At 70.2% G+C, this 4789-nt stretch carries 5 protein-coding genes; all 5 read left to right on the top strand.

Going from position 1 to position 4789, the window contains the following annotated elements; all coding sequences use genetic code 11:
* Window positions 1-404, top strand: a 404-nt coding sequence (locus U1E69_RS00505) for an MnhB domain-containing protein (RefSeq protein ID WP_322242055.1), incomplete at its 5' end; no start/stop codon positions are given.
* A gap of 1 nt (window position 405) precedes the next feature.
* Window positions 406-744 carry an NADH-quinone oxidoreductase subunit K gene (locus tag U1E69_RS00500; RefSeq protein ID WP_246754036.1) on the top strand — a complete coding sequence of 113 codons (339 nt, stop codon included), beginning with the start codon at window positions 406-408 and terminating at the stop codon, window positions 742-744.
* Window positions 741-2195, top strand: coding sequence for a complex I subunit 5 family protein (locus U1E69_RS00495; protein WP_305567060.1), 1455 nt, complete (start codon window positions 741-743; stop codon window positions 2193-2195). The genes U1E69_RS00500 and U1E69_RS00495 overlap by 4 nt, the downstream gene beginning before the upstream one ends.
* A complete protein-coding gene (locus U1E69_RS00490; protein ID WP_322242053.1) occupies window positions 2195-3670 on the top strand; it encodes a proton-conducting transporter membrane subunit in 1476 nt (491 codons plus the stop codon). Before U1E69_RS00495 ends, U1E69_RS00490 begins: the two co-directional genes overlap by 1 nt.
* A partial coding sequence (locus U1E69_RS00485; protein WP_322242052.1) for a complex I subunit 5 family protein occupies window positions 3667-4789 on the top strand: 1123 nt, incomplete at its 3' end. The genes U1E69_RS00490 and U1E69_RS00485, both read left to right, overlap by 4 nt.

The raw sequence follows: 4789 nt of genomic DNA, 5'->3' as shown, positions 1-4789 counted from the left end.
GGGTTGCGGGCACCTTCGGCCAGCTGCTTCTGCCGGTGGCGCTGGTGTTGGCGGCCTATCTGGTCTGGGCCGGATCGGACCTGCCGGGCGGCGCCTTCCAGGCCGGGACGGTCCTGGCGGGCGGCCTTCTGGTGGCGGCGATGGGCGGCACCATCGGCCTGCCGTCCAGCGACCGGCCGCTGCTGCGCGCGGCACTGGTGCTGGGGCCGGCGGTGTTCCTGGCGATCGGACTGGCCGGGATCGCGGCGGGCGGCCTGCTGGTCTATCCCGAGGGGATGGCCAAGGCGCTGATCGTGATAATCGAATACACCCTTTTCCTGTCGATCGGGGTGACGCTGGCCCTGCTGGTGGCCGGCCCGCCGGTCCCCGACGCGTCGCACCCAAACCCGGAAGGGAAGGGCTGAGATGGACTTGCCGCTGTCCGACATCCTGTCCGCCGGGCATCTTTATGCCCTGACCGGCGCGGTGCTGGTGGGTCTGGGGCTTTACGCCTTCATCACCCAGCGCCACCCCTTGCGCCAGCTGCTGGCAGTCAACGTGGTCGGGGCCGGAATCTTCCTGATCCTGGGCAGTCTTGGCCGCGGCCCCGACGCGACCGATCCCTTTCCGCAGGCGCTGGTCATAACCGGCATCGTCGTCGCGGTCGCGCTGACCGCCTTCGGCGCGGCGATGATCGTGCGGCAGGCCGAGACGCGGGCGGCGGCGAAACCTGCCGCCGACGACAACGCAAGGGGCGCTTCATGAGCCCGCTTGACCTGCTGGTGGCGGTGCCGCTTTGCTGCATGGCGGCGGCGCTGCTGCTGGGCCGGGCGGCGCGCGGGCTGATCCTGCTGGCCGCACCCCTGATGGCGGGGCTGGCGCTGTGGCTGGCGCTTTTGCCGCCCGATGCCGCCTATCTGGTCGGCCAGTGGGAGCTGCCGCTGGGCATCCTGCTGCGTGCCGACGGGGTGGCGCGGCTGATGATCCTGGCCACCGCGCTGGTGATCGGCGCGGTCGGGCTGCATGCGCTGGTCGAGCCGCCGGAAAAGCCCGGCCACGCCGCCCAGGCCGAGACCTTCTGGCCGCTGGTCTACCTGCTCTGGGCCGGGGCGAATGCGGGGTTCCTGACCACCGATCTCTTCAACCTTTACGTCACGCTCGAGATGGTCAGCCTGGCCGCGGTGGCACTGGCGGCGATGGGCTCGCTGGCGGCGGCACTGCGCTATTTCATGATCGCGCTCCTCGGCTCGCTGGCCTATCTGCTGGGCGTGGCGCTGATCGTGGCGCGCTACGACACGGTGGATGTGACCCTGCTGGCGCAGTTGGCCGAGCCTGACCTCGCGACGCTCATGGCGCTGGGGCTGATGACGGCGGGGCTTTTGATCAAGGCGGCGCTGTTCCCGATGCATGGCTGGCTGCCGCCCGCCCATGCCGCCGCCCCGGCCCCGGCCAGCGCGCTTTTGTCGGCGATCGCGGTCAAGCTCGGTTTCGTCATCCTGGTGCGGCTGTGGTTCGAGGCTTTCCCCGCCATCACCGGCCCCGCCGCGCTGCAGGTGCTGGGCGGGCTTGGGGCTGCAGCGGTGCTTTACGGCTCGGTCCAGGCAATGCGGCAGGACCGGCTGAAGGCGCTGGTGGCCTATTCGACGGTGGCGCAGGTCGGCTATCTGTTCCTGGCCTTCCCGCTGGTCGCGGGGGCCATCGACCCCGGCGACGCCTGGGCCGGGATGACCTTGCAGGCGGTGGCGCACATGCTGGCCAAGGCCGCGATGTTCCTTGCCGCCGGACTGATGCTGAAGGCCGCCGCCGGCGAGCGGATCGCCGATCTGGGCGGGCTGGCGCAGGCGATGCCGCTGACGGTGACCGCCTTCGGACTGGCGGCGGTGTCGCTGATGGGGCTGCCGCCCTCGGGCGGGTTCACGGCCAAGTTCCTCCTCCTGACCGCCGCGATCGAGCAGGGCGCCTACCTGTACGCCGGAGTGCTGATCCTGGGCGGCCTCCTGGCGGCGGTCTATCTTTTCGGCGCGCTCGCGGCCTGCTTTGCCCCCGCGACAACCCCGCGCACGCCGGTCACCGGCGGCTTGCGCACGGCCGCGCCGCTGGCGCTCGCGGGGCTGGCCATCGTGATGGGCTTTGGCGGCACAGCACTGGTCGAGCTGTCGGCGATCGCCGCGCCCTGGGCCGGGCCTGCGCTCATCCTGCCGGAACCCGCGCCATGATGACCTTCGCGCCCTTGGCTCTGATCCTCTTGCCGCTGGCCGCCGCCGTGGTCAGCTTTGCCCTGCCGGAACGGCTTTCGGCCTGGCGCAATGCCGCGAACCTTGGCGTGGCTTGCGTCAAGCTTGTGGTGGTGACCTATCTGCTTATGCAGGCCGAGGCGGGCCTCGTGTTCGAATGGCGCTACGAGTTCCTGCCCGGCCATGATTTCGTGCTGCGGCTGGACCCGCTGGCGCTTTTGTTCGTGACGCTATCGGTGTTCCTGTGGCTTTTGACCACGATCTACGCCATCGCCTATTTCGACCGGGGTCCGAACCTGCCGCGCTTCTTCGGCTTTTTCAACCTCTGCGTGCTGGCGGCGACCGGCGTGGCGATGTCGGGCACCGCGATCACCTTCTTCCTGTTCTACGAACTCCTGACGCTGGCGACCTGGCCGCTGGTCGCGCACAAGGGCGACGAAAAATCGCTGCGCGCCGGGCGGATCTACCTGACCTACACGCTGGCCGGCAGCGTCGCTTTCCTGGCCGGGATCCTCTGGCTGCAATCGCTGGTCGGCCCAATCGAGTTCGCCACCCCGCCGGACCTTGCCGGCGTTCCCGCGCTGACCCTGACGCTGATCTTCATCCTGTGCATCGGCGGGCTGGGGGTGAAGGCGGCGATCTTCCCCTTCCACGGCTGGCTGCCCGAGGCGATGGCCGCCCCCGCCCCGGTCAGCGCGCTTTTGCACGCCGTCGCAGTGGTCAAGGCCGGGGCCTTCGGCATCGTGCGGATGATCTATGATGTCTACGGTATCGGCACCGTGGCCGAACTGGGGCTGGGCGTGCCGCTGGCAGCGCTGGCTTCGGTGACGATCCTTTACGGCTCGGTGCGGGCGCTGATGCAGAGCGACCTGAAGAAGCGGCTGGCCTATTCTACCGTCAGCCAGGTCAGCTACATCGTGCTGGGCGCCAGTCTGATCGGGCCCTTCGCGGTGATCGGCGGGCTGGTGCATCTGGTGCATCAGGGCATCATGAAGATCACGCTGTTCATGTGCGCGGGCGCGCTGGCGAACCGGATGGGGATCAAGGCGATTGCCGATCTCGACGGTGCCGGGCGGCAGATGCCGGTGACGATGGCGGCGTTCTCGGTGGGGGCGCTGGGGATGATCGGGATGCCGCCGGTCGCGGGCTTCATCTCGAAATGGTATCTGGGGATCGGGGCGCTGCAATCGGATGCGGCCTGGGTAGTCGCGGTGCTGGCGGGGTCATCGCTGTTGAACGCCGCCTATTTCCTGCCGCTCCTCTACCGCGCCTGGCTCTTGCCACCGCCGGCCGACCGGCCCGCCATCCGCGAGCTGGCCACCACCCGCGACCGGATGCTGATCCTGCCCGCCGCGTTGACGGCCCTGGTGTCGCTGGGGGCAGGCATCTTCGCCTCGTTGCCGTTCAGCCCGCTGGGCTGGGCCACCCTGATCGCCGAGGGGGGCTACCTGCGATGACTGCCGACCTGACACTCCTTCTGCCGCTGGCGGTCCTGTGGCCGATGCTGCTGGCCGGGCTGGCGCTGCTGCCGGGCTGGGGTCCGCGCATGCTGATGCTTCTGCCGCTTGGCCCCCTGCCGGCACTGGCCGCCGCTCTTTTCGCGCCGCGCGACACGCCCGTCGCGCTGCCGGGGGTGCTGCTGGACGGCGGGCTGGACCTGACTGCGACCGGCGCGATCTTCCTTGGCGGCGCGGCGGTGCTGTGGTTCTGGGCCGGGGTCTATGCCGCCGTCTACCTGCGCCGCGACGGGCGGCCCGCCGCCTTTGCGCTGTTCTGGAACCTGGTGCTGGCGGGCAATCTGGGCGTCTTCATCGCCGCCGACATCGTCAGCTTCTATGTCTTCTTCGCGCTGGTCTCGCTTCTGGCCTATCCTCTGGTGATCCACGACCGCCAGCCCGCCTCGATGCGGGCGGGGACGGTCTATCTGGTGCTGGCGGTCACGGGAGAAGTGGCGATCCTGGTCGGGCTGATGCTGGCCTCGTTCGGGGCGGGCGGCGCCATCGGCATCGAGGCGGTGCGCGCAGGGTTAGCCCTGCCCTCGGCGCATCCGGCGGCGCTGCCCCTTCTCATCGTCGGTTTCGGGATCAAGGCCGGGCTGATGCCGCTGCATGTCTGGCTGCCGGTGGCGCATCCGGCAGCCCCGGTGCCGGCCTCGGCGGTGCTGTCGGGGGCCATCGTCAAGGCCGGGATCTTCGGCATGGTGGCCTTCCTGCCGCTGGGCACGCCTGCGGCGGTCGCGGGCAATGTGCTGACGATCCTGGGCTTTTCCGGCCTGTTCCTCGCGGCGCTGCTGGCGGTCGGGCAGGCCGGGGCCAAGTCGGTGCTGGCCTATTCCACCGTCAGCCAGATGGGTCTGGTCATGGGGGTGCTGGGCGTTGCGCTGGCTGCGGGCAGCGCGCCCGCCACGGTGCTGCCGGCGGTGGCGCTGTTCGCATTGCATCACGGGCTGGCCAAGGGGGCGCTGTTCCTGGGCGTCGGCCTCGCGCCGCTCTGCGGGCGGGCCTGGCGCTGGGGGCTGATGGCGGTGCTGGCGGTGCTTGGCCTGTCGCTGGCCGGGATGCCGCTGCTGGCCGGGG

It is taken from the genome of Tabrizicola sp., assembly GCF_034366665.1.
GTDB lineage: Bacteria > Pseudomonadota > Alphaproteobacteria > Rhodobacterales > Rhodobacteraceae > Tabrizicola.
Note: the sequence above shows the minus strand (reverse complement) of the source record. Positions and strands in the feature narration are given on the sequence as shown.